We start from the raw sequence: 21,107 nt of genomic DNA, 5'->3' as shown, positions 1-21,107 counted from the left end.
CACCGAAAGCGCCAAGATGTCCAAAAGCCTGATCGACCTCATCTCCATCCTCGATATCGAGCCGCTCGAGGTGAATCTGTTCCGCGGCAACAGCCCGAAGACGAGCTGGCAGCGGGTGTTCGGCGGGCAGGTGATCGGGCAGGCGATGGTCGCGGCCTGCCGCACCGTGGAGGGCCGGCTGCCGCATTCGCTGCATTGCTATTTCATCCTGCCGGGCGACCCGCAGGTGCCGATCATCTACCAGGTCGAACGCCTGCGCGACGGCAAGAGCTATTCGACGCGGCGTGTCACCGCGATCCAGCATGGCAATGCGATCTTCTCGATCATGGTGTCGTTCCATGCCGAGGAGGAGGGCGCTTTCGACCACCAGGACAAGATGCCCGACGTGCCGCCGCCGGAAAAGCTGACGGCGGAGGAAGTCTCCAAGCAGCCGATCTTCCGCGAGATGCCGGAATTCATCCGCCGCTACTACGAATCCGATCGTCCGATCGAGCTGCGCCCGGTCGAGCTCAGCCGCTATTTCGGCCAGAAGATCGAGGACGGCCGCATTCACGTCTGGATCAAGACCGCGGCGACTTTGCCCGATGATCCGGCGCTGCACATGTGCGCGCTCGCCTATGCCTCGGACTTCTCGCTGCTCGATGCGATAATGGCGCGTTACGGCCGCACGCTGTTCGACAAGCGCATGATGCCGGCGAGCCTCGATCATGCGATGTGGTTTCACCGCCCGTTCCGCGCCGACGAATGGCTGCTCTATGCGCAGGATTCGCCGAGCGCGCAATCAGGCCGCGGCTTGACGCGCGGCCTGATCTTCAAGCCCGATGGCACGCTGGTGGCCTCCGTCGCGCAGGAAGGCTCCGTGCGCGAGCGGAAGACTTGAGGCGCTAAAGCGCGATGAGATTAGGATGAATCGTCATCGCGCTTTAGGTTGTTGTTTGCGCATGATCTTTTCGGAAAACCGCTTCACACTTTTCCGGATCATGCTTTAGACAGACCCCTTCGGCACGAGCTCGGTCTGCGATGCCATCCAGCCCATCATCCAGCGATACATCCAGGGAATCGGGATGATGAAGCTGCAGAGGATGGCGGTCACGACCGCGCGCCAGAGGAACTGGAGTCCCGTGCCCTTGAAGACGATGTCGCGCCGCGTGCCCTCGATGTTGCGGCACATCCAGCGGGTCTGGGCAACCATGACCCACGCCCAGCCGATGATGGTGATGAAGGAGATCGCCAGCAGCAGGTTCCAACCGATATAGGCCCAGACCGAGCCGGTGAAGCTGAGGCCGAGCGGCTGCCCGTTGGAGGCGAGGTTCGCAACCATCCATTTGATCAGCAGCCAGTACAGAACGATCTGCGCGATGAACAGCAGGTTGTTGAGCGACTGGATGCCGGTGAAGCCAATGGCGATGGCCAGAACGATGAAGCCGAAATACCAGGGCACCAGCGTCATCGCATTGCCGGTGAAGCTGAGATTCGGCCGTCCCGGAACCTTCACGCAGGGCACGATCCATTGCGTGTACCAGACGAACGCCCACGGCGCCGGAATGACCAGGATCATGCCGATCAGCAGGACGATGCTGCGCCAGGCGAACTCCAGGATGCTGAAATCGATCGAGAGCGTGGAGCCACCGCCGCTGTAACCGCCGCCGCCATAGCCCCCGCCGGAGCCCATCGTGGGCGGCCCACCAGCCGGAACGATCGGCGGCGCACCGCCGCCAGCCATCAATCCCGGAATTTCGGCAGCCTTCTGCCAACCCGCCATGCCCTCGGTCCACACCAGCGTATCGGCGCGGACCACGCCCTGGGCAATGAGATCGCGGAATTGACCGTCCGCATAGGGCCCCTGCTGCTTGCCCTCGGATGCATAGAACCAATTCGCCATGACGCGCCCCCTCCCTCAAACATACTTATGTACCGGCCGGGACGGTTGGGTTCACCGTTTCCATGCCAAAAATGCATTGTGGAGGACGACCGGCTGCTCTGTACAGGGGCGGCCGTCCTCGTTGCTCCGCCTTTTTCCCTCTTCAACCTGCAACATTTTTATGCCATTTGCCCGGAAAGATGCCAGATTGACGCAGCGCCACCTGCGTCTTGTGTGGCGAAGCTCCGGGGAAACAGGCCTGACCATGAAACTCGTCGTCGCGATCATCAAACCCTTCAAGCTCGATGAGGTCCGCCAGGCGCTGACGGCGATCGGCGTGCACGGCATGACCGTCACCGAAGTGAAGGGCTACGGCCGCCAGAAGGGCCACACCGAAATCTATCGTGGCGCCGAATATGTCGTGAACTTCCTGCCCAAGCTCAGGATCGAGATCGCAGTCCCCTCCGACATCGCCGAGAAGGCCGTCAACGTCATCACCTCGACGGCGCGCACCGGGCAGATCGGCGACGGCAAGATCTTCGTCACGCCGATCGATCACGCGCTGCGCATCCGCACCGGCGAGACCGACAGCGACGCGCTCTAAATTTCCTGTCTCGCAAGACCTCATGTGAGAGGCGCGGGACGCGCGTCTCCGGGCGATGCTTCGCATCGGCGGGCGCGAGCTTCGTCCTGCTCAAGCTGGTCGCCCTGTTCGTGCCCTTGCGCGTCTCGCGTGAGCACGAATTGGAAGGCCTCGACATCTCCCAGGCGGGCGAGGCGCTCCAGTAAGCGCCGATCCGTATCAAATTACCGCTCGACTGCCCGACACGTGAGCAACATTGTGTCTGCAGCTTGCCCTGCATGGATTTTGAGCAGCCATGACTACGTTTTGGGCGCGACGTATTAGCGCAGTGCAGCGCGACACCCGCAGAGCCGGAAAAGCCTCGCATTCATAATCCATTAGGCAACGAAGCCGATCTGGCACGGCATTTGATTCTCAGGGCCCGGCTGTGCCCGCGGTGTGACGCTCTCGTCGTGGTGAACCAGTCGAGAACGCCCGGCCACGTCCGGACCGGGCCCAAGCGGGGATAGGACCCATGAAAATTGTTATGGCGATTATCAAGCCATTCAAGCTGGAAGAAGTCCGGGACGCCCTGACCGCCATCGGCGTTCACGGTCTCACGGTGACGGAAGTCAAGGGATATGGCCGGCAGAAAGGCCATACGGAAATCTATCGCGGCGCCGAATACGCCGTGAGCTTCCTGCCCAAGATCAAGATCGAGGTCGCCGTCGGCTCCGACCAGGTCGACAAGACCATCGACGCCATCACGTCGGCTGCAAAAACCGGACAGATCGGCGACGGCAAGATCTTCGTCATCAGCCTCGACCATGCGGTCCGCATCCGCACCGGCGAGGCCGACGCCGCGGCACTTTGATTTCGCGCTCAACCTTATCGAATCAGGAGAAAATGAAATGACGTTTAAGCGTCCCTATGGCGCGGGATTGGCCGCCCTCGCAGTCGGCATGTTCGCTGCGACCGCAGCCTACGCCGAGCCAACGGTCAACAAGGGGGATAACGCCTGGATGCTGACATCGACAGTGCTCGTGCTGTTGATGACGATCCCGGGCCTCGCGCTGTTCTATGGCGGTCTCGTCCGCTCCAAGAACATGCTCTCGGTTCTCGCCCAGGTCTTCTACACGGTCTGCGTCGTCACCGTGCTTTGGGCCCTCTACGGCTACAGCCTCGCCTTCACCGGCGGTTCCGACTTCATCGGCGGCTTCTCCAAGGCCTTCATGATGGGCATCACGACGGATTCGAAGGTGGCAACCTTCAGCGTCGATGCCAACATCTCGGAGCTGGTCTATGTCTGCTTCCAGATGACCTTCGCGGCGATCACGCCCGCCCTCATCGTCGGCGCCTTTGCCGAGCGCATGAAGTTCTCGGCGGTCGCGCTGTTCATCCCGCTCTGGGTCACGCTGATCTACTTCCCGATCGCGCACATGGTCTGGTACTGGCCCGGCCCGGACGCGATCCAGGATGCTGCCAAGGCGCTCGCTGCTGCGGCTGATGCGGCGGCGAAGACCGCGGCGCAGGCCAAGCTCGACGAGGTCAACGCCGACGCCGGCTGGATCTTCAAGAAGGGCGCGATCGACTTCGCGGGCGGCACCGTGGTGCACATCAACGCCGGCATCGCCGGTCTCGTTGGCGCGCTCCTGATCGGCAAGCGCACCGGCTACGGCAAGGAACTGATGGCCCCGCACTCGCTGACCATGACCATGATCGGCGCCTCGCTGCTCTGGGTCGGCTGGTTCGGCTTCAACGCCGGCTCCAACTTAGAGGCCAACGGCGGCGCTGCGCTCGCCATGACCAACTCCTTCGTCGCCACGGCAGCCGCTGCGCTCGCGTGGATGTTCGCGGAGTGGATCGTGAAGGGTCATCCCTCCGTGCTCGGCGCGCTCTCGGGCGCTGTCGCAGGCCTCGTGGCGGTGACGCCCGCGGCCGGCTACTCCGGCCCGATGGGTGCGATCGTCCTCGGCCTCGTCGTCGGCATCGTCTGCCTGTTCTTCTGCACCGTGGTGAAGAATGCGCTCGGCTACGATGACTCCCTCGACGTGTTCGGCGTGCACTGCGTCGGCGGCATCGTCGGCGCGCTCGGCACCGGCATCCTCGTCAACCCGGCGCTGGGTGGTGCTGGCATCATCGACTACACCGCGATCCCGCCGAAGGTCGCCGATTACGACTTCGCGGCGCAGATGATCTCCCAGGCCTGGGGCGTCGGCACCACGCTGGTGTGGTCGGGCATCGGCTCGGCGATCCTCTACAAGGTCGTCGACGTGATCGTCGGCCTGCGCGCCAATGTCGAGACCGAGCGTGAAGGCCTCGACATCACCGAGCACACCGAACGCGCTTACAACATGTAACGCTCTCCTCCCGGATGCGATCTCCTCTGGCAGATCGCATCCAGAACTACGGTTTGGGCACATACCCGGCAATGCCCCGACCGTTGAGGGGCTCCAGCGCAAGTTGGAGCCCCTTTCTTTTTGATCGTTTTTTGACCGGCGCGACAAAAAAGAGGGATTGCCAAGCCGCACCGCTCGCGCAGAAATAGCGGCCTCAACGAAAACAAAACGGGAGGTCGTCATGCGGCTCGAAGGTGGATGCTATTGCGGCGAGGTGCGTTACGTCGCCGAGGGCGATCCGATGATGCAGGCGCAATGCCATTGCCGCGAATGCCAGTACATCTCGGGCGGCGCACCCAATACGTTCATCGCCATGCCGGTAGCCGGCTTCACCTACATCACCGGCCAGCCCAAGCAGTTCACCCGCAAGGACCTCGAGCGCGCGGTGACGCGGGAGTTCTGCGCCGAATGCGGCACGCATCTGGTGACGAAAGTGCCGGGCCTGCCCGCCGTCGTCGTCAAGGTCGGCACGCTGGACGAGCCGGCGCAATTCCATCCGCAACTGGCGATCTACACCTGCGACAAGCAGGAATTCCACCAGATCCCCACGGGCATTCCGACGTTCGAGAAGCTGCCGGGGCACTAAAGCGCGATGAGATTAGGATGAATCGTCATCGCGCTTAGGTTGTTGTTTGCGCATGATCTTTTCGGAAAACCGCTTCACACTTTTCCGGATCATGCTTTAGCCACGATGGAGGTGCGCTCCCTCTCCCGCTTGCGGGGGAAGGCTGGGGTGGGGGTGCCTCCGCGATCGAGATACTCCCCGTATGGAGAGAGCCCCCACCCGGCGCTTCGCCACAGCCGAGGCTTCGCCTCGGCGTCTCTTTGGTGGACGGCCGCCGAAGGCGGCCTGTGCCTCCCCCCGCAAGCGGGAGAGGTTAAGCGAGCCCGTGGCTCGATCGATTCAGCTTATTGCCATTCTGCCTTAGGGACGCGGCGATCAAAATGACTGATCACGCCGCCACGAGTGCGCGTTCGTCCGCTTCGACCACGCGATCACGACCGCGGCGCTTGGCGGCATAGAGCGCGCGGTCGGCGATCCGGATAAGCTCGGCGAGCTCGGCATCGGCACACGACACCGTGAAGCCGAGGCTGATGGTGACGCACTCGAGATTTTCGCCGATCGGGATTTCGCGTGACGCGCAGGTCGTGCGCAGCGCCTCCACATGCCGCTCGGCCTGGTCGCGGGTGACGCCGACCATCAGGCCGGCAAATTCCTCGCCGCCATAGCGCGCGACCAGCACGCCCTCGGTCCGCGCCAGCTGCCGCAGCACGTCGGCGATTTCAACCAGCACCTTGTCGCCGGCGTCATGGCCGAAGCGGTCGTTGATCGACTTGAAATGGTCGATGTCGCACAGGAACACCGTCACCGGCACGCTGCGCTTGCGCGCCGAGGTCAGCGCGAGCGCGGCCGCATCGTCGAAGCCGCGGCGGTTGAAGAGGCCGGTGAGCTGGTCGGTCTGGGAGATGCGCGCGAGCTCGCTGCGGGTCAGCGTCAGTTCCTGCATCAAGAGCCCCGAGCGATAGCTGAGCGCGCCGGACAGTGACGCCGAGATTGCGGTGGCGACGCAGAGGCTGAAGCCGATGATGTAGCCGACGCTCACCGTGGCGCTGAAATCGGTGCCGAGATGCAGCAGCAGCGTCGATGCGGTCATCACGATGGTCAGGCTGGCTGCGATCGCCGCGCGCCTCGCCGTGTGGCGAAGCACATCGCCATGTGTCGCAATCTGAATGGTCACGCGCCGCCCCCGCTTGTCATCGAGAGCCATAACACCGGCGGGACGAACGAATCGCCGAGGCCAAAACCTTCTTGGAGGAGGGGGTTAACGGGATGCGACGGCCTTGCCTAAAATGCGGGGAAACGGAACCGTCGATGGCCGCGCATCCCGATGTCAACGGCGGCAATTATTCGGCTCTGGACGGGGCGACCGGCCGATGGTTAATCGCGCCTTAACCTCGCCCTATCTAAGGTGAACTGAACCGCTTCCGGCCGGTGCGACCTGCAACCGGCAGTTCCAAGAGTGCTGGCGCCCCAACGTATGGCTATGACCGCTTCATCCCGTGCGCCGCAGGGCAGTGGAAGCTCTGATACCGAACGCTCGCCCTTCGTCCGGCTGAACGAGCTGCTGGCTCCGCACCAGCCGGGCAAGTCATTGATTACGCTCGCCGTTGGCGAGCCGCAGCATCCGGTGCCCGATTTCGTCGGACCGGTGCTGGCCAAGCACATTGCCGAATTCGGGCGTTATCCGATGGCCAAGGGCATCGAGCCGTTCCGGAAGGCTGCTGCGGCCTGGCTCGGCCATCGCTTCAAGCTGCCGCGCGCCATCGATCCCGAGAGCGAGGTCCTCGTTCTCAACGGCAGCCGCGAAGGCCTGTTCTTTGCGGCGATCACGGCCGCGCGCTATGTCGGCCCGCGTCCGGGCAAGCCAGCGATCCTGATGCCGAACCCGTTCTACCCGGTCTATGGCGCCGGCGCGCGCGCAGCCGCTTGCGAGCTGATCTACTTGCCGACGACGGTCGAGAACGGCTTCCTGCCCGATCTCGATGCGATTGACGAGGCGACGCTGGCGCGCACCGTGGCGTTCTATATCGCCTCGCCCGCCAACCCGCAGGGCTCGATCGCCTCGCGCGACTATTTCACCCGCCTGAAGGGCCTCGCCGACCGCTATGGCTTCGTCATCCTGAGCGACGAGTGCTACTCGGAGATCTACACCCGTGAAGCACCCGGTAGCGCGCTCGAATGCGCCGGTCCCGACTTCACCCGCGTCGTCGCCTTCCAGTCGCTCTCCAAGCGCTCGAACCTGCCGGGCATGCGCGTCGGCTTTGCCGCCGGCGACAAGAAATTCCTGAGCCTGTTCCTCGAGCTGCGCAACGTGGCCGCGCCTCAGGTGCCGGTGCCGCTCCAGCATGTCGGGGCCGTCGCCTATGGCGATGAGGCGCATGTCGAGGAGAACCGCAGGCTCTACCGCATCAAGTTCGATCTCGCCGATCAGATCCTCGGCAACCGCTACGGCTATCGCCGGCCGGAAGGCGGCTTCTGCGTCTGGCTCGATACCTCGCCGCTCGGCGACGACGAAGCGGTGACCCTGAAACTCTACAAGGAAGCCGGCGTGCGCGTCGTTCCGGGCAGCTATCTGGCGCGGCTCCAGCCGGACGGTTTCAATCCAGGCGCGGGCTTCATCCGCCTGGCGCTGGTGCAGAACGGCGAGGTCACCGCCGAGGCGCTGCACCGGCTGGTCACGACGTTGGGTTAGGCGGATGAGCATGTCGGCAATCGAACGTGTCATCCCGCTGGTCGCACACCTGCCGCCGTCGATCCGTGACGCGCTGACGCGCCGTGTGCGCGAGCTTGCCGGGCTTGGCCTGATCGCGCTGTCCGGCGTTGCCGCAACCGCGCTGATGACCTGGTCGGTGCAGGACCCGAGTCTGAGCCACGCCACCTCGCGACCGATCCGCAACATCCTCGGCTATGCCGGCGCGATCGGCGCCGATCTCGCGATGCAGATTCTCGGTCTCGGCGCGATCATGCTGATCCTCACCGTCGCGGTGTGGGGCTGGCGCATGATGACCCACCGCCCGTTCGATCGCGAGGCGCTGCGGCTCGGCTGCTGGATCCTCTGCACGGCGATCGCGGCGGGTTTTGCGAGCTGCTGGCCGCATGGCGGCGCATGGCCGCTGCCGACCGGGCTTGGCGGCGTGGTCGGCGACGCGCTGGTGCGCGCACCGGCCGTGATCTTCGGACCCGCGGGCACCATCTATCGCGTGGTGCTCGGGACCATCCTGTTCGTCGCGATGGCCGCGACGTTCCTGATCGCCTGCGGCGTCGGCGCGCGCGAACATGACGACGAGCTGACACCGATCGAGGATGACGACACGCCGTTCGAGGAAGAGGGCGAGGATCGCGGCTCGGTGTCGCTCGGCTGGCTATTCCATGCGCTGATGAGCACCAAGGCACGGATTGTCTGGCTCTGTGGTGCCGCCTATCGCTCGCTGGTTTCGAGCGGATCGAAGCCGCGCGCCGTATCCTACGATCGCCAGGAGCCCAGTCTCGGCGGCCGCGCAGCACCCTCGATCTCGCCGCATGCCGAGGACGAGGGCTACGAGGAGGAGAGCGAGGACGAGGAAGACGAAGAGGAGGAGGCGCCGGCCGCGCGCTCACCGCGCAAGAAGGCTGCACCGAAAACGCCCTCGAAAAAATCCTCCGACAAGTTCGACCTTCCGTCCGTCTCCATGCTGGCCGCGCCAAAGGCCGGCGACCGCCAACCACTCAGCAAGGCCGAGCTGGAGACCAATTCACGTTCGCTCGAAGGCGTCCTCCAGGACTTTGGCGTGCGCGGCGAGATCGTCAAAGCCAATCCGGGTCCGGTCGTCACGCTGTACGAGCTGGAGCCGGCACCCGGCATCAAGTCGTCGCGCGTGATCGGCCTTGCCGACGACATCGCGCGCTCGATGAGCGCGCTGTCGGCGCGCGTCGCCGTCGTGCCCGGCCGCAACGCCATCGGCATCGAATTGCCGAACGCGCATCGCGAAAAAGTCTATCTGCGCGAGCTGCTGGTCGCGAAGGAAGCGACCGAGACGGTGGCAAAGCTGCCGCTTTGCCTCGGCAAGACCATCGGCGGCGATCCCGTCATCATCGACCTGGCGCGCACGCCGCACATGCTGATCGCCGGCACCACCGGCTCGGGCAAGTCGGTCGCGATCAACACCATGATCCTCAGCCTGGTCTACCGGCTGCGGCCCGATCAGTGCCGGCTGATCATGGTCGATCCGAAGATGCTCGAACTCTCCGTCTATGACGGTATCCCGCATCTGCTCACCCCCGTGGTGACCGACCCGAAGAAGGCGGTGGTCGCGCTGAAATGGGCCGTGCGCGAGATGGAAGAGCGCTACAAGAACATGGCCAAGCTCGGTGTGCGCAACATCGACGGCTACAATGCGCGCCTGCTCGAAGTGAAGGCCAAGGGCGAGGAGCCGACGCGCACGGTGCACACCGGCTTCGACAAGGAGACCGGTAAGGCGATCTACGAGGAAGAGAAGCTCTCGCTCGAGCCGCTGCCCTATATCGTCATCATCGTCGACGAAATGGCCGACCTGATGATGGTCGCCGGCAAGGACATCGAAGGCGCGGTGCAGCGCCTCGCGCAGATGGCGCGCGCTGCGGGCCTGCATGTGATCCTCGCCACCCAGCGTCCGTCGGTCGACGTCATCACCGGCACCATCAAGGCGAACTTCCCGACACGCATCGCCTTCCAGGTCACCTCCAAGATCGACAGCCGCACCATCCTGGGCGAGATGGGCGCCGAGCAGCTGCTCGGCCAGGGCGACATGCTCTACATGGCCGGCGGCGGCCGCATCAGCCGCGTGCACGGCCCGTTCGCCTCCGACGAGGAAGTCGAGAAGGTGGTGCGCCACCTCAAGACGCAGGGACAGCCGGAATATCTCGAAGCTGTCACCGCGGAAGAACCTGCCGAGGACGAAGACGGCGCGGTTTTCGACGCCACCGGCATGGGTGCGGATGGCGGCGGCGACCTGTTCGCGCAGGCCGTCGCGATCGTCAAACGCGACCGCAAGGCCTCCACCAGCTACATCCAGCGCCGGCTCCAGATCGGCTACAACCGCGCCGCCTCGCTGATGGAGCGCATGGAACTGGAAGGTATTGTCGGACCGGCCAATCATGCCGGCAAACGCGAGATTCTGGTCGAGGAAGAGGACAGCCATATGTGAGGCGCAAGGCTTGGGCGGGCCTCACAATGAGTTTTTCACGCAAAAACGTTATCTGCTTTTGGCCGAAACCACGGTAAAAGGGCGCCCAGCCACACAGGACGACGCGTTGACCGGAAATCCAGATATTCGATTTGCTGCCTCCTTGACCGCGCGCAGCGTGCGGCTGGCGGGCATGCTCGTCATCACCGCCTCGATGGCTGCCGCCAGCACGACGTCGTTCGCGCAGACCGTGCCCGTTCCGAAACCCGCACCGAAGGGCCGCGACGGCGGACAGATGAGCGGCGGGTCCGCCACGACCGGTGCCACCCAGACGCCGCCCAATCCGATCATTCCGGATCCGCGCCGCAACGTGCCGAGCAGCATCTTCCAGACCTTCGACGACAAGCAGAAGGCGCAGGCCGCCAGGGTCAGCGCCTATCTGTCCTCGCTCCAGACGCTGATCGGCAATTTCGTGCAGGTCGGGCCCGACGGCAGCAAGACGCAAGGCGACTTCTACATCCAGAAGCCCGGCAAGATGCGCGTCGAATACGATCCGCCCAATCCGATCGACATCATCGCCGACGGATCCTCGCTCGTGGTGCGCGACCGCAAGCTTGCGACCCAGGACGTCTATCCGCTGTCGCAGACGCCGCTGCGCTTCCTGCTCTCGGACCGCATCGACCTGATGAAGGACACCAACGTCATCAACGTCAGCGCGGACGATCTCTTCATCAGCGTCACCATCGAGGAGAAGCAGGCGCTGATCGGCACCAGCCGCCTCTTGCTGATGGTCGGCGCCAAGGACGGCCAGTTGAAGCAATGGACGGTGACCGACCCGCAGGGCTACGACACCACCTTCGCGGTCTATAATCTCGACTCTACCAAGAAGCTCGATCCGAACATGTTCAAGATCGACTTCACCAACTACAGCGTCCCGTCGCCGGGTTGATGCCCTCTCGTGTCCCGGACGCGCTGCAGCGCGCAAGCGGTGCAGCGCTGAGCCGGGACCCAGAAAGAGGGTACGCCTTGCATGGGCCCCGGCTCAGCAGCGCGTCACTTCGTGCCGCGCAGCGTCCGGGGCACGAGAGATTGCCGTGGATGGCCTGGATTGGCCGTGGCACCCAGCGTTCCCAACTTGCAAACCATGCTATGACGCATCCCTCATGCGTCTTTCCCTGACAACCTGGAACATCAATTCGGTGCGGCTGCGCATCGATCTCGTCGCCAAATTTCTCAAGAGCGCGCGGCCGGACGTGCTCTGCCTCCAGGAGACCAAGTGCATCGACGATGCCTTTCCGCTGAAGCGCTTCAAGCGGCTCGGCTATGAGCACGTCGCGCTCAACGGGCAGAAGGGCTATCACGGCGTCGCCATCGTCTCGAAGATTCCGTTCGAGAACACCGATATCCGCACCTTCTGCGACAAGGTGGATTCGCGCCACATCTCGGTGTCGTTCGGCGAGAAGGCCAACATCGCAAAGCCGCTGGTGCTGCACAATTTCTACGTTCCCGCCGGCGGCGACATTCCCGATCCCGAGCTGAACGAGAAGTTCGACCACAAGCTTCGCTTCCTCGACGAGCTGAAGGCGTGCGAGCCGCTGCATCCGCGCGGGGAGGACCGCCACATCCTGGTCGGCGATCTCAACGTCGCGCCGCACGAGAACGACGTCTGGTCGCACAAGCAGCTTCTGAAGGTGGTCTCGCATACGCCGATCGAAACCGAGAAGCTGCTGGCCGCGCTGTCGGCCGGCGAATGGATCGACGTCGCGCGCGAGCGCATTCCGATGTCGGAGAAGGTCTATACGTGGTGGAGCTACCGCGCCGCCGACTGGACCGTCGGCGACCGCGGCCGCAGGCTCGACCACATCTGGGTCTCGCGCGCGCTCAAGGACTCGGTGCAGGACTTCAGCATTCTTCGCGATGCGCGGAGCTGGGAGCGCCCGTCGGACCACGTGCCGGTGACGGTGACGCTGGATCTATGATGGTCGCCCTGGCTTTCGCCAGGACGACTTCAGCTGTTCAACTTCGAACCCGCCATCAGGATATCGCTCGCGATCTGGCTCGACCTTATCGCGAACTCGTCGCGGAGGCGGAGGGCGGCGGCGGGGTCGCTTTCCAGGACACGCTGAAACAGGCTGCGGGCGACGCGGATGACGGAAGAATGCTCCAGCGCGATCGCGCTCGACGGACGCTTCATCGGCACCACCAGCGCAAGCTCGCCGATCAGCGTGCCGGGGCCGGCGATCATCTCGGCGCCGGCGCCGTCCTCGACGCGAAAGGCGCCGCGCTGAACCACGAAGCCGGCGTCGGCGTCCTCGCCCAGGTTGAACAGCACATCGCCGCGCACGAAATCGCGCTGCTCGGAGCCAATCGCCAACATGCGCAGCGAGGCCTCTCCCAACAGGCGCAGGGTCGGGACACGCTCGAGCAGCGCTACGTCGTCGTCGATTGACATTCAGGTCCGTGGCTCAAGGGCCCGCGATCTAAAACGATTCGCGGGGCCTTCGGAGCGTATCACGGCACCAGCTTGTAGCCACCGGCTTCCGTGACCAGGATTTCCGGGTTGGCAGCGTCCTTCTCGATCTTCTGCCGGAGACGGTAGATGTGGGTTTCCAGCGTGTGGGTGGTGACGCCGGAATTGTAGCCCCAGACCTCCTGGAGCAGCGTCTCGCGCGACACCGGCATCTGGCCGGCCCGATAGAGAAAGCGCAGGATGGCGGTTTCCTTCTCCGTCAGCCGCACCTTGCGGGCGTTGGCCGCCGTCAGCATTTTCGAGCCGGGCCGAAAGCTGTAGGGCCCGACCGAGAACACCGCGTCCTCGCTGGCTTCGTGCTGGCGAAGCTGGGCGCGGATGCGCGCCAGCAGCACCGCGAAGCGGAAGGGCTTTGCCACATAGTCGTTGGCGCCGGATTCCAGGCCCAGAATCGTGTCGGAATCCGTATCGTGCCCGGTCAGCATGATGATCGGAGCCTTGAAGCCGCCCTTGCGCAAGCTGCGCACCACCTCGCGGCCATCGGTGTCGGGCAGGCCGACATCCATCAGCACGAGATCGGGGGAATTGGCCTTTGCGGCGCTCGCGCCCTTCGCGCCGGTATCGACGGCGGAGGCTTCGAACTCTTCGTGCAGCGATAATTGCTCCACCAACGTGTCGCGCAGATCGGAATCGTCGTCCACGATCAGGATCTTGCGGGCATTGGCCATGGGGTCATCCTTTTGGAGTCGAACTCCGACGCGCATGCCGCGTGAGAGCTGCGATTGGTAAGTTAGAGTTCGCCGTTATTATTGTTGTTCGTCTTGAAGTAGTGGGCTGTTACCGATTCACAAGCCAGAACTACTCTAACCCAAAATAGCGGGGCATTTCGATGAATGTCCCGTAATGAAGCCGACATCGTGGTTTCACATGAAAAATCAAGCTATTCCAATATCTTACGCCAAGAGTGGGGCGCTTTCCACGATCCGGGTGAGGGCGTCGGCCGGTAACCCGCGGCGGGGCTGGCTGACCGCCGGGCCCCTGACGATTCCCGTGGCGCTCGGCCGCGGCGGCATCCGCGCCAACAAGCGCGAGGGCGACGGCGGCACGCCGAAGGGCAGTTTTCGGCCGCGGCAGCTCTGGTGGCGCGGCGATCGTCACAGCCGGCCGCGGACCTTACTGCCGGTCCGCGCCATCCGCGCCGAGGACGCCTGGTGCGAAGACCCGGGCGACCGTCACTACAACCGGCCGATCCGGCGTGGGCAGGGGCAGGGCGGCGACCGGCTCACGCGCGCCGATCACCTCTACGACTTCATCGTCGAGATCGACCACAATACGCGGCCGCGCATTCCCGGCCGCGGCAGCGCGGTGTTCCTGCATTTGGCGCGCGAGAACTTTGGGCCGACGGCGGGTTGCGTCTCGATGACCCAAGCCGCGATGCTGCAATTGTTGCGGCGGCTCGGACCAAGGACCAGGATCATCATCGGGTAGGGGACCATGCTCGACGACAAAGCGATCAGGGCTGCCTCGGGCGTGCTCGCGGGTCACTGGCGCGCCGGCACCAAGCTTGACGTGCTCGATAGCGCCTTGCGCCCGCGCTCGCGCGCCGAAGGCTACGCGATCCAGGCCGCGCTCGAATCCTCTCCGAGCGGCAGGCTGTTCGGCTGGAAGATCGCGGCGACCAGCGAGGCCGGGCAGAAGCACATCAATGTCAGGGGACCCATGGCCGGGCGCATCCTGAGCGACACCGTCATCGCCGATGGCGGCACGGCGTCGATGAAGGGCAACGAGATGCGGGTGGGCGAGCCTGAATTCACCTTCCGCATGGCGCGCGACCTGCCGCCGCGATCTTGGGCCTATGGCGTCGAGGAGGTCCTTGCAGCGGTCGACAGCCTGCATCCCGCGATCGAAATTCCGGACTCGCGCTTTGCCGATTTCGCCAGCGCCGGCGAGGCGCAGCTCATCGCCGACAATGCCTGCGCGCATCTGTTCGTGCTGGGGCCGCCAGCGACGGCAAACTGGCGCGCGATCGATCTCGTGGAAGAACGGCCGGAGATCACGCTGCGCGGTCAGCGCTATGTCGGCCATGGCAAGAACGTGCTCGGCGATCCCCGTGTCGCGCTCGCCTGGCTTGCGAACGAGCTGCGCGCGCTCGGCATCACGTTGCGGGCAGGGGAGGTGGTGACGACCGGCACGTGCCATCCGCCGCTGCCGATCGAGGCCGGCGATCATCTCGCCGCGGATTTCGGTGCGCTGGGGAAGGTGTCGGTGAGGTTCGGGTAGGCGCTTCAATGTCGTCCTGGCGAAGGCCAGGACGACCCACAAGAACCAATCACCGATGCCCGAAGATCGCCGAGCCCACGCGGATATGCGTGGCGCCGAGCATGATGGCGGTGGCGAAATCCGCGCTCATGCCCATCGAGAGATTTTTCAAGCCGTTGCGCGCGGCGATCTTGGCGGTGAGGGCGAAATGCGCGGCCGGCGGCTCGTCCGCCGGCGGGATGCACATCAGGCCGGAAATGTTGAGCCCATAGGTGTCGCGACAGCTCGCGATGAACGCATCGGCCTCGCCGGGCGCGACGCCGGCCTTCTGCGGCTCCTCGCCGGTGTTGATCTGGACAAAGAGCTGCGGGTGCCTGTTCTGCGATTCGATTTCCTTGGCTAACGCTTGGCAAATGCTTGGACGGTCGACCGAATGAATGGCGTCGAACAGCGCGACCGCCTCTTTCGCCTTGTTCGACTGCAACGGCCCGATCAGATGCAGCGCGATGTCCGAGTAACTCGAAATTAACGCCGGCCACTTCGCTTTGGCTTCCTGCACGCGATTCTCGCCGAATACGCGCTGCCCGGCCGCGATGACCGGCGTAATTGCATCGGCAGCGAACGTCTTCGACACCGCGATCAGCGTCACCGCGGCGCGATCGCGCTGCGCGTCCTTGCAGGCGCGCGCGATCTCCTGCTCGACAGCGGCGAGCGCATTTGGTGAATGCCCGGTTAGCGGCAAGGCGTTGGCTTCTGTCATGACGTCGCTCGAGACCCGTGTCTCTACGGAGGTAGTTCCAATTTTACCGAGTTCAAGAAAGGCTTCTTGAACCCTTGGAACTAAGTTGCGCGCGGGGTGGGTAGCACAAATGGCCAACGTCAGTCTCAACCGCAAACGCGCGAAACTCAAGCAGGTTCTCGGAATCCGGGCCCGGCTTGCGTTGCTCGCGGTGATTCTGGTGGTGCCCTTGATGCTGGAGCGCATTCGCTCGCTCGAGGACGCACGCGTCAAGCAGATCGCGCAGGCAACGACCGAGTTCACTACCGTCGCGCGGCACAGCGCGGACGCGCAGCGCGAGGTAATTTCCTCGGTCGAGACCATTTTGAAATCCGAGGCCTTCATCCGCGCTTCCGCCGGCGGCGTCAGCAAGAGCTGCGATGTCCTGCGCGCGAGCCTGCCGACCAGCCTGCCCTGGATCCGCACGCTGCTGATCGCCGGCCAGGACGGACGCATCCAGTGCTCGACCAACAACATGTATGTCGGCCTCGACTTAAGTGACCGGCCCTATTTCCAGCAGGCGCAGGAGACCGGCCGCTTCGTGCTCTCCGACTTCCTGTTGTCAAAACCGTTGCTCACGCCGTCCGTGATGGCGGTCTATCCGGTCTCTGCGTTCTCGGGCACCGCCGACGCCGTCGTGCTCGCGACCGTGAATCTCGACTGGATGTCGAAGATCATGAACAATCTGGGCGGCCGCTCCGGCATTTCGGCGGTGCTGGTCGACAGCACCGGCACGGTGCTGGCCGCGCCCGCCGACCAGCACAGCGCGGTCGGACGCCCGCTCGACAATCTGCCGCTGATGTCGGCGATCGCTGACATGGCACTGCGCTCCGACCAAGACGAAGGATCGCTGTCCTTCATCGCGGTCGACGGCTCCCGCCGCGCGGTGAGCTACATCCGCATCGCAGGCACCAATGCGCGCCTGATCGCCAGCATCGACGAGGACAGGGTGTCGGCCGCGGTCAGCCGCGACATCCGGACCGCCTATCTGCAACTCGCCTTCGTCGTCGTGTTCGTCCTGCTCGGCGCGCTGATCGCGGCCGAAAAGCTCGTGATCAAGCCGATCGAGATGCTCGCCGACATGGCCAAGCGTTTTGGCGAGGGCGACCTCTCGGCGCGCGCCGCGCGCAACCGCCTGCCCGCCGAGTTCGTGCCGCTCGCCCGCGCCTTCAACGCGATGGCAGCCCAACTCGGCCAGCGCGAGCGCGAGCTGATCGCCAGCAACGACCGGCTGACCGTGATGGCCTCGATCGACATGCTGTCGGGCCTTGCCAACCGCCGCGGCTTCCAGAGCCGCCTCGATTTCGAATGGATGCGCGCGCAGCAATATGACAGCAACCTGTCGCTGCTGATGATCGACGTCGACCATTTCAAGCTCTTCAACGACACCTATGGCCATCTCGAAGGCGACTCCTGCCTGACCCGGATCGGCGAGACGCTGTCGGGGATCGCTGCCGACACCATGGGCTTTGCCGCACGCTATGGCGGCGAGGAATTCTGCCTGTTGCTGCCGAACACCGACCTCACGCGCGCCATCGAGATCGGCGAGACCGCGCGTGCTGCGGTGCTGCGGCTGTGCCTGCCGCACATCACCTCGAGCCACATGATCGTCACCGTCTCGATCGGCGTCGCCGCGGCGCGGCCCCACGAGACCTTGCGTCCGGGCGATCTGATCGAAGCGGCCGATGCCGCGCTCTACGCCGCCAAACATCGCGGCCGCAACACTGTCGTCGAGCACGGTTTGGTGCAGGAGAGCGAAGGCGCCGCCGAGATGGCGATGGCGGGTTGAAACGGCCGTGCTCGTGGCCTTTTGAAGGCCTTAGACGTTGACCCCACTGCGGTTTTTGTGGCCTAGTCCGCCGTCTTTATGACGGCCCGAACCACGAAACCCAACGATTCCATGACCTCCGAACGCTATAACGCCCGCGATTCCGAACCGCGCTGGCAAGCCGCCTGGGACGAAAAGGCGATCTTCGTCTCGAAGAACGACGATTCGCGGCCTAAATACTATGTGCTCGAGATGTTCCCCTACCCGTCCGGGCGCATCCATATCGGCCATGTCCGGAACTATACGCTCGGCGACGTGCTGGCCCGCTTCATGCGCGCCAAGGGTTTCAATGTGCTGCACCCGATGGGCTGGGATGCTTTCGGCCTGCCGGCGGAGAACGCCGCGATCGAGCGCAAGGTTGCGCCGAAGGCCTGGACCTACGACAACATCGCCGCGATGAAGAAGCAGCTCCGCTCGATCGGGCTGTCGCTGGACTGGAGCCGCGAGATCGCGACCTGCGATCCCTCCTACTACAAGCACCAGCAGAAGATGTTTCTGGACTTTTTGCGCGAAGGCCTCGCCGAGCGCGAGAAGCGCAAGGTGAACTGGGACCCCGTCGACATGACCGTGCTCGCCAACGAGCAGGTGATCGACGGCCGCGGCTGGCGCTCGGGTGCCGTTGTCGAACAACGGGAAATGAACCAGTGGGTCTTCAAGATCACGAAGTACTCGCAGGAGCTGCTGTCGGCACTGGATACGCTGGACCGCTGGCCGGACAAGGTGCGGCTGATGCAGCGCAACTGGATCGGCCGCTCCGAGGGCCTGTTGATTCGCTTCGTGCTGGATGCCGCGACGACACCTGCCGGCGAGAGCGAGCTGAAGATCTTCACGACGCGCCCGGACACGCTGTTCGGCGCAAAGTTCATGGCGATCTCGGCCGATCATCCGCTGGCGGTCGCGGCCGCGGCCAAGAACCCGAAGCTTGCGGAGTTCATCGCCGAAATCAAGAAGATCGGCACCGCGCAGGAGATCATCGACACCGCCGAGAAGCAGGGTTTTGACACCGGCATCCGCGCGGTCCATCCGTTCGACCCCTCCTGGAAGCTGCCGGTCTATGTCGCGAACTTCGTGCTGATGGAATACGGCACCGGCGCGATCTTCGGCTGCCCCGCGCACGACCAGCGCGACCTCGACTTCGTCAACAAGTACAATCTCGGCAACACGCCAGTGGTGTGCCCGGAAGGCCAAGATCCGAAATCCTTCGTCATCACCGATACCGCCTATGACGGTGACGGCCGCATGATCAATTCGCGCTTCCTCGATGGCATGACCATCGAGGCCGCGAAGGAAGAGATCGCAAAGCGCCTGGAAAACGAGATGCGCGGCAACGCGCCGGTCGGCGAGCGCCAGGTGAATTTCCGCCTGCGCGACTGGGGCATTTCGCGGCAGCGCTATTGGGGCTGCCCGATTCCCGTCATCCACTGTCCGAAGTGCGATGTGGTGCCGGTGCCGGATTCAGACCTGCCGGTGAAGCTGCCGGATGATGCGACGTTCGACAAGCCGGGCAACGCGCTCGACCATCATCCGACCTGGAAGCACGTCACCTGTCCGAAATGCGGCGGCAAGGCACAGCGCGAAACCGACACCATGGACACCTTCGTGGATTCGTCCTGGTACTTCGCGCGCTTCACCGATCCCTGGAACGAGAACGCGCCGACGACGCCTGAGGTCGCCAACCGGATGCTGCCGGTCGACCAGTATATCGGCGGCGTCGAGCACGCGATCCTGCATCTGCTCTACAGCCGCTTCTTCACCCGCGCCATGAAGGCGACCGGGCATATCGCGCTGGACGAGCCGTTCGCCGGCATGTTCACGCAGGGCATGGTGGTGCACGAAACCTACCAGAAGGCCGACGGCACCTATGTGCAGCCGGCCGAAGTGAAGATCGAAGTAGGCGGCAACGACCGCCGCGCGACGCTGCTTGCGACCGGCGAGGCCATCACGATCGGCCCGATCGAGAAGATGTCGAAGTCGAAGAAGAACACCGTCGACCCCGACGACATCATCGAGACCTACGGCGCCGACGTCGCCCGCTGGTTCATGCTGTCGGACTCCCCGCCCGACCGCGACGTGATCTGGAGCGACGAGCGCGTCCAGGGCGCCTCGCGTTTCGTGCAGCGGCTGTGGCGGCTGGTGAACGAATCGGCCGAGGCCTCCAAGGGCGCGCCGGCCGCCCGTCCGGCGAGTTTCGGCGCCGATGCGCTCGCCCTTCGCAAGGCCGCCCATGGCGCGCTGGACAAGGTCACCACGGGCATCGAGCGGCTGCACTTCAACGTCTGCCTCGCCCATATCCGCGAATTCGCCAACAGCCTGTCGGAGGTGCTCCAGCGGCCCGGTCAGCCGGCGGCCGACCTTGCTCCGGATTTGGGCTGGGCAATCCGGGAGGCCGGGACCATCCTGGTCCAGCTGTTCTCCCCGATGATGCCGCATCTGGCCGAGGAGTGCTGGCGGGTGCTGGGCCAGCGCGGCTTCGTTTCGGAGGCCAATTGGCCGCAAATCGAACGCGATTTGCTGGTTGAAGACACCGTGACCCTGGTGGTCCAGGTCAATGGCAGGAAGCGGGGAGAGGTCACGGTTGCAACAGCGGCCCAGAATCCGGAAATCGAGGCTGCCGTTTTGGCGCTCGATGCGGTAAAACTGGCCCTGGACGGCAAGCCCGTCCGCAAGGTGATCATCGTCCCCAAGAGGATCGTAAATGTTGTCGGCTAGGATCCGCATCGCAGCCCGCCTTCTGGTGGTTGCCGCCCTCGCGGCAATGACGGCCGGCTGCTTCCAGCCGATGTATGCCGAGCATACCGACGGTACTCCGGGATTGCGGGACAAGCTGATGGGGGTGGAAATCCCCCCCGTCGACAAGGCCAACGCTTCGCGCGAGGCCCGGGTCGGGGTGGAGATCCGCAACGCCCTCGCCTTCAAGCTTTATGGCACGGCCACCGGCGCGCCGCCGACCCACCGTCTGGTGCTGCGGTTCACGACCAGCCGCTCTTCGCTGATCGTCAGCGCCGCGACGGGCCTGCCGACCAGCGAGAACTACGGCATCGACGTTCAGTATAATCTGATCAACAACACGACCAACCAGTCGGTGATGACCGGCACCACGTTCTCGCGCGTGTCCTACGACATCCCGGGCTCCTACCAGCGCTTCTCGCGTCAGCGCGCGGTTCGCGATGCGGAAGACCGTGCCGCCAACGAGGTCGCCGAGAACATCTCGAACCGGCTCGCTGCGTTCTTCACCGCCGGCACCTGA

Annotated in this window: 19 protein-coding genes; 14 read left to right on the top strand and 5 right to left on the bottom strand. The window is 64.4% G+C overall.

The features are described from left to right. Positions 1-16: 16 nt before the first annotated feature. Positions 17-880 carry an acyl-CoA thioesterase II gene (gene tesB, locus QQL28_RS30940; RefSeq protein ID WP_284271636.1) on the top strand — a complete coding sequence of 288 codons (864 nt, stop codon included), beginning with the start codon at positions 17-19 and terminating at the stop codon, positions 878-880. A gap of 105 nt (positions 881-985) precedes the next feature. Here tesB and QQL28_RS30935 read toward each other — a convergent pair whose 3' ends face one another. Next, positions 986-1,882 carry a DUF4339 domain-containing protein gene (locus QQL28_RS30935; RefSeq protein ID WP_284271635.1) on the bottom strand — a complete coding sequence of 299 codons (897 nt, stop codon included), beginning with the start codon at positions 1,880-1,882 and terminating at the stop codon, positions 986-988. A 244-nt stretch (positions 1,883-2,126) separates the two neighbouring features. Between QQL28_RS30935 and QQL28_RS30930 the strand changes: the two genes are divergently transcribed. From QQL28_RS30930 to QQL28_RS30915, 4 genes are all read left to right on the top strand, one after another. Beyond that, entirely contained in the window at positions 2,127-2,465 is a 339-nt protein-coding gene (locus tag QQL28_RS30930; RefSeq protein ID WP_254101593.1) for a P-II family nitrogen regulator, read from the top strand. Between the two features lie 493 nt (positions 2,466-2,958). Beyond that, positions 2,959-3,297 (top strand): P-II family nitrogen regulator, encoded by a 339-nt coding sequence (locus tag QQL28_RS30925; RefSeq protein WP_284271634.1) that lies wholly within the window; start codon positions 2,959-2,961, stop codon positions 3,295-3,297. A 37-nt stretch (positions 3,298-3,334) separates the two neighbouring features. Next, the gene (locus tag QQL28_RS30920) at positions 3,335-4,783 is read left to right on the top strand and encodes an ammonium transporter (protein ID WP_284271633.1); all 1,449 of its coding nucleotides are present in this window, start codon (positions 3,335-3,337) and stop codon (positions 4,781-4,783) included. A 220-nt stretch (positions 4,784-5,003) separates the two neighbouring features. Next, positions 5,004-5,408, top strand: coding sequence for a GFA family protein (locus QQL28_RS30915; RefSeq protein WP_284271632.1), 405 nt, complete (start codon positions 5,004-5,006; stop codon positions 5,406-5,408). A gap of 367 nt (positions 5,409-5,775) precedes the next feature. Here QQL28_RS30915 and QQL28_RS30910 read toward each other — a convergent pair whose 3' ends face one another. Continuing rightward, positions 5,776-6,561, bottom strand: a complete 786-nt coding sequence (locus tag QQL28_RS30910; protein WP_284271631.1) for a GGDEF domain-containing protein — start codon at positions 6,559-6,561, stop codon at positions 5,776-5,778. A 300-nt stretch (positions 6,562-6,861) separates the two neighbouring features. On the opposite strand from QQL28_RS30910, the gene QQL28_RS30905 reads away from it, so the two are divergent. The 4 genes from QQL28_RS30905 (at position 6,862) to xth (ending at position 12,504) form a co-directional block, all read left to right on the top strand. Then, positions 6,862-8,076, top strand: coding sequence for an aminotransferase class I/II-fold pyridoxal phosphate-dependent enzyme (locus QQL28_RS30905; RefSeq protein WP_284271630.1), 1,215 nt, complete (start codon positions 6,862-6,864; stop codon positions 8,074-8,076). A 4-nt stretch (positions 8,077-8,080) separates the two neighbouring features. Next, complete coding sequence (locus QQL28_RS30900) at positions 8,081-10,546, top strand: DNA translocase FtsK (RefSeq protein ID WP_284271628.1); 2,466 nt, start codon at positions 8,081-8,083, stop codon at positions 10,544-10,546. A gap of 163 nt (positions 10,547-10,709) precedes the next feature. Next, positions 10,710-11,474 carry an outer membrane lipoprotein carrier protein LolA gene (locus QQL28_RS30895; protein WP_284271682.1) on the top strand — a complete coding sequence of 255 codons (765 nt, stop codon included), beginning with the start codon at positions 10,710-10,712 and terminating at the stop codon, positions 11,472-11,474. A gap of 214 nt (positions 11,475-11,688) precedes the next feature. After that, complete coding sequence (gene xth, locus QQL28_RS30890) at positions 11,689-12,504, top strand: exodeoxyribonuclease III (protein ID WP_284271627.1); 816 nt, start codon at positions 11,689-11,691, stop codon at positions 12,502-12,504. A 29-nt stretch (positions 12,505-12,533) separates the two neighbouring features. Here xth and QQL28_RS30885 read toward each other — a convergent pair whose 3' ends face one another. Continuing rightward, on the bottom strand, positions 12,534-12,977 hold the full coding sequence (locus tag QQL28_RS30885; protein ID WP_284271626.1) for a Crp/Fnr family transcriptional regulator: 444 nt from the start codon (positions 12,975-12,977) through the stop codon (positions 12,534-12,536). Positions 12,978-13,036: 59 nt separating this feature from the next. Then, the gene (locus QQL28_RS30880; RefSeq protein ID WP_027525091.1) at positions 13,037-13,723 is read right to left on the bottom strand and encodes a response regulator transcription factor; all 687 of its coding nucleotides are present in this window, start codon (positions 13,721-13,723) and stop codon (positions 13,037-13,039) included. Between the two features lie 199 nt (positions 13,724-13,922). Here QQL28_RS30880 and QQL28_RS30875 point away from each other — a divergent pair, with 199 nt between their 5' ends. Both QQL28_RS30875 and QQL28_RS30870 read left to right on the top strand, forming a co-directional pair. Then, a complete protein-coding gene (locus QQL28_RS30875) occupies positions 13,923-14,483 on the top strand; it encodes a L,D-transpeptidase family protein (RefSeq protein WP_284271623.1) in 561 nt (186 codons plus the stop codon). Positions 14,484-14,489: 6 nt separating this feature from the next. Further along, positions 14,490-15,275 carry a 2-keto-4-pentenoate hydratase gene (locus QQL28_RS30870; RefSeq protein WP_284271621.1) on the top strand — a complete coding sequence of 262 codons (786 nt, stop codon included), beginning with the start codon at positions 14,490-14,492 and terminating at the stop codon, positions 15,273-15,275. A gap of 49 nt (positions 15,276-15,324) precedes the next feature. Here QQL28_RS30870 and QQL28_RS30865 read toward each other — a convergent pair whose 3' ends face one another. Then, a complete protein-coding gene (locus QQL28_RS30865; protein WP_284271620.1) occupies positions 15,325-16,014 on the bottom strand; it encodes a YggS family pyridoxal phosphate-dependent enzyme in 690 nt (229 codons plus the stop codon). Positions 16,015-16,123: 109 nt separating this feature from the next. On the opposite strand from QQL28_RS30865, the gene QQL28_RS30860 reads away from it, so the two are divergent. From QQL28_RS30860 to lptE, 3 genes are all read left to right on the top strand, one after another. Continuing rightward, positions 16,124-17,821: a diguanylate cyclase domain-containing protein gene (locus QQL28_RS30860; RefSeq protein ID WP_284271619.1), complete on the top strand. Its 1,698-nt coding sequence runs from the start codon at positions 16,124-16,126 to the stop codon at positions 17,819-17,821. A 111-nt stretch (positions 17,822-17,932) separates the two neighbouring features. Then, positions 17,933-20,569 carry a leucine--tRNA ligase gene (leuS, locus tag QQL28_RS30855; protein ID WP_284271617.1) on the top strand — a complete coding sequence of 879 codons (2,637 nt, stop codon included), beginning with the start codon at positions 17,933-17,935 and terminating at the stop codon, positions 20,567-20,569. Next, positions 20,556-21,107: an LPS assembly lipoprotein LptE gene (gene lptE / locus QQL28_RS30850; RefSeq protein WP_284271615.1), complete on the top strand. Its 552-nt coding sequence runs from the start codon at positions 20,556-20,558 to the stop codon at positions 21,105-21,107. The genes leuS and lptE overlap by 14 nt, the downstream gene beginning before the upstream one ends.

The sequence above is a fragment of the Bradyrhizobium iriomotense genome, from assembly GCF_030160715.1.
GTDB classification, from domain to species: Bacteria; Pseudomonadota; Alphaproteobacteria; order Rhizobiales; family Xanthobacteraceae; genus Bradyrhizobium; species Bradyrhizobium iriomotense.
The sequence above is the reverse complement of the archived record's forward strand: the minus strand, read 5'-3'. Positions and strand labels throughout refer to the sequence as shown.

What these genes read in the sequence shown, in the direction of transcription:
- lptE (WP_284271615.1), top strand. Translation starts at nt 20,556, where the DNA reads ATGTTGTCGGCTAGGATCCGCATCGCAGCCCGCCTTCTGGTGGTTGCC.
- QQL28_RS30915 (WP_284271632.1), top strand. Translation starts at nt 5,004, where the DNA reads ATGCGGCTCGAAGGTGGATGCTATTGCGGCGAGGTGCGTTACGTCGCC.
- tesB (WP_284271636.1), top strand. Translation starts at nt 17, where the DNA reads ATGTCCAAAAGCCTGATCGACCTCATCTCCATCCTCGATATCGAGCCG.
- QQL28_RS30880 (WP_027525091.1), bottom strand. Translation starts at nt 13,723, where the DNA reads ATGGCCAATGCCCGCAAGATCCTGATCGTGGACGACGATTCCGATCTG.
- xth (WP_284271627.1), top strand. Translation starts at nt 11,689, where the DNA reads ATGCGTCTTTCCCTGACAACCTGGAACATCAATTCGGTGCGGCTGCGC.
- QQL28_RS30875 (WP_284271623.1), top strand. Translation starts at nt 13,923, where the DNA reads ATGAAAAATCAAGCTATTCCAATATCTTACGCCAAGAGTGGGGCGCTT.
- QQL28_RS30885 (WP_284271626.1), bottom strand. Translation starts at nt 12,977, where the DNA reads ATGTCAATCGACGACGACGTAGCGCTGCTCGAGCGTGTCCCGACCCTG.
- QQL28_RS30935 (WP_284271635.1), bottom strand. Translation starts at nt 1,882, where the DNA reads ATGGCGAATTGGTTCTATGCATCCGAGGGCAAGCAGCAGGGGCCCTAT.
- QQL28_RS30865 (WP_284271620.1), bottom strand. Translation starts at nt 16,014, where the DNA reads ATGACAGAAGCCAACGCCTTGCCGCTAACCGGGCATTCACCAAATGCG.
- leuS (WP_284271617.1), top strand. Translation starts at nt 17,933, where the DNA reads ATGACCTCCGAACGCTATAACGCCCGCGATTCCGAACCGCGCTGGCAA.
- QQL28_RS30900 (WP_284271628.1), top strand. Translation starts at nt 8,081, where the DNA reads ATGAGCATGTCGGCAATCGAACGTGTCATCCCGCTGGTCGCACACCTG.
- QQL28_RS30905 (WP_284271630.1), top strand. Translation starts at nt 6,862, where the DNA reads ATGGCTATGACCGCTTCATCCCGTGCGCCGCAGGGCAGTGGAAGCTCT.
- QQL28_RS30930 (WP_254101593.1), top strand. Translation starts at nt 2,127, where the DNA reads ATGAAACTCGTCGTCGCGATCATCAAACCCTTCAAGCTCGATGAGGTC.
- QQL28_RS30860 (WP_284271619.1), top strand. Translation starts at nt 16,124, where the DNA reads ATGGCCAACGTCAGTCTCAACCGCAAACGCGCGAAACTCAAGCAGGTT.
- QQL28_RS30920 (WP_284271633.1), top strand. Translation starts at nt 3,335, where the DNA reads ATGACGTTTAAGCGTCCCTATGGCGCGGGATTGGCCGCCCTCGCAGTC.
- QQL28_RS30870 (WP_284271621.1), top strand. Translation starts at nt 14,490, where the DNA reads ATGCTCGACGACAAAGCGATCAGGGCTGCCTCGGGCGTGCTCGCGGGT.
- QQL28_RS30925 (WP_284271634.1), top strand. Translation starts at nt 2,959, where the DNA reads ATGAAAATTGTTATGGCGATTATCAAGCCATTCAAGCTGGAAGAAGTC.